We start from the raw sequence: 2,519 nt of genomic DNA on the forward strand, positions 1-2,519 counted from the left end.
GTCCGGGCCGGGACGCGCGCCGGCCAGGCCAGTGGTGAACCACCTCGAGCGGATCAACAAGATCATCGCCGATGCCCAGGATGTGGCTGACATGCGCCGGCGACTCGGCGCAGCAGCGCTCGACATGGATGCGGCGTCGGATGGCGCCTGGTCAACGCAATGGCGCACCACTGTCGCCACCCGGCTACCCAGCCAGCACTGGCCTGAACGGACAGTGCTCATCACGGCGGTCGATGCCCGTAACGGTGAACCGGTCGCGTTCGACCGCCATAGCGGCGTCGACTTGGTGGATGCAATCGCCGCCAGCTGTTCCAGCGGCTTGCCTTACAGGATCGGAGACAAGCGGTACCTCGACGGCGGCTATCGATCCAACGCCGAGAATGCCGATCTGGCAGCCGGATACGGACGGGTCCTGGTGCTCTCACCCTTCGGTGGCAGATCATTGCAACCGCTGGAGTGGGGCACGCATCTCGCGACGCAGGTCGACGAACTCCGCGCAGGCGGCAGCAGAGTCGAGACGATCTTCCCGGACAGCAACTCGGAGCACATGTTCGGCGCCAATGCCATGGATCTGTCGCTGCGTCCGCCCGCGGCCCAGGCGGGTTACGAGCAAGGCAGAGCCCTTGCCGGGCAAATCACCGAGTTCTGGAGCTGAGCCGCCCGGGAGTTGCTGACCCGGGCGGCGTGACCACAACGGTCCATGCCTAGGAGGCCGACCGAGGCGGTCAACCGCCGCCTCGGTCATCTTCGCGGCTCAGCCCCGGCTACCTCATCGATCATAAGAGTCGCATTAATGTCAAGAGTTTTTGCTCCTATTGAGTGACGTATACCTGAAATTGAGTGGTCGAAATTCATAAATTGAGTAGCGACGGACGGTGGATTGAGTATTGAGACATGCGAGAGGAATGCAATCCGTGATTCCCATTTTGGAATTTGAAAATAATTCCCTCGACCTGTTTCATAAAACTCTTGCCCTCATTTGCCTCATATGCATAATTTGATCGTGAAGCGCCTGTCTCTCTCTGAAAGGTGATCCATGTCAAACAGATCTAAGCTAGGTTCAATCGGAAGTCTTCTACTTGTCGCGCTTGTCGCCAGTGGGGTCGTGGTGTCGAGCGCGGGGGTTGCACAGGCATCGCCAGTTTCTTTAGGTGAAGGGGTTCATTCGCCAAGCAAAGTCAGTACTGTTGCGGTCCCCGGAACGAACATCGTTGTTTCTGGCGCCGGCGCTTGGTCCGCAAGCATCACTCTTCCGGGCACGGCTTCATCCGAAGCTCTCGCAAAACCGGGCAAGATCCCGGACGGCCTTTTCGCCGGGCAAGGTGAGCCGGTTCTGAGCACCAAACTCAACAGTGCCGTGATTAGTAGTTATGCCACAGGCAAGGGAACTCAGACACTGATCAACATTGCTTCAAACACTGCGGATCGAGAATATCGGTTTCCCTTGTCGCTCCCCGCAGGATCAAAAGCAGCCATAGACACTGATGGTTCCGTTGTTGTTCGCACCGCTGAGGGTGCGATTGCTGGGGGTTACAGGGCTCCATGGGCTTACGATGCGCTCGGCAGGGCTGTTCCGACGCGGTTCTCCCTCGACGGAGAGGGTCTCGTGCAGTCGATCGATTTTGATCAGAACACAGCCTTTCCGGTAACCGCTGATCCGAGCGACTTTTGGGGCTGGGCCAAGTGTATAGCGACCGTTACGGCAGAGGTTGCTGCTAACGCTCTGGTCGCCGGTAAAGTCGCTAAACTAGTTGCAAGGTTTGGAAGTATTCAGAGGACCTTCGAAATTCTCTTCCGCGCCTGGAACGCGGCATCCGGGTTGGAGAAGAAGTGGCAAGCTGTCGTTGCCGCCGGCGGTGGTCTTGCTGGAGAGGTTCTAGGCATCGCCTCGATCAAGGAAGCGTGTTTTGACTCCTAAAGGTGCTCGCGACATTCCTATTTCCCTGCTTCTATTTGCATTGGTAGCGGTTCTGCTATTCATAACGGCCGCCGGATATATGCAGCTCTGGTGGTCAATACTTGCTGGCATCGCGCTTGTTGGAACCGGCATCGGAGCTTTCGCTGATTTCCAGCGTCGCAAGAACTAGCTTTCAAGGTTTCAGATTAGAACTCCCGAGGTTACCGACTCCGGGACAGGCATAGCCTTATGGCATGACCGCAAGCTACAGATACGACGTGGAGATCCTGCATCTTCTTGTGTCATCGGGCCATGCCTACTTCGGCCGGGCACGCGATGGTGCCGCCGAGGTGCCCACCACGGATGCCGAGCAGGTCGACGTCGTAAGCGGCAAGGGCATCGTCGGTGACCGGTTTTTCGGCAAGGCCGCGCACATGGATGCCGCAGTGACGCTGATAGCCATCGAGTCGCTCGAGGCGATGGCCACCGAGCTGGGGGTCGCGCCTTTTGACCCGCTCCTCACGCGCCGCAATGTGGTCCTCAGGGGAGCCCACCTGGCTCCCCTGCTGGGCGAAGAATTTGCCTTGGAATCGCGGGGCGGCGTTGTCCGGTTCCGCGGCGG

The 2,519-nt window shown here is 58.8% G+C and carries 2 protein-coding genes and 1 pseudogene; all 3 read left to right on the forward strand.

The features are described from left to right. The coding region (locus AHiyo1_RS08250) for a patatin-like phospholipase family protein (RefSeq protein WP_059388234.1) at nt 1-655 on the forward strand (655 nt) is incomplete at its 5' end. 381 nt (nt 656-1,036) lie between these two features. Beyond that, entirely contained in the window at nt 1,037-1,918 is an 882-nt protein-coding gene (locus tag AHiyo1_RS24175; protein WP_148667463.1) for a hypothetical protein, read from the forward strand. Between the two features lie 233 nt (nt 1,919-2,151). Continuing rightward, nucleotides 2,152-2,519 (forward strand): annotated as a pseudogene (locus AHiyo1_RS08260) (MOSC domain-containing protein); the annotation flags it as partial.

Origin of the sequence: Arthrobacter sp. Hiyo1 (assembly GCF_001263615.2) — a bacterium.
In the GTDB taxonomy this organism is placed as follows: domain Bacteria; phylum Actinomycetota; class Actinomycetes; order Actinomycetales; family Micrococcaceae; genus Arthrobacter.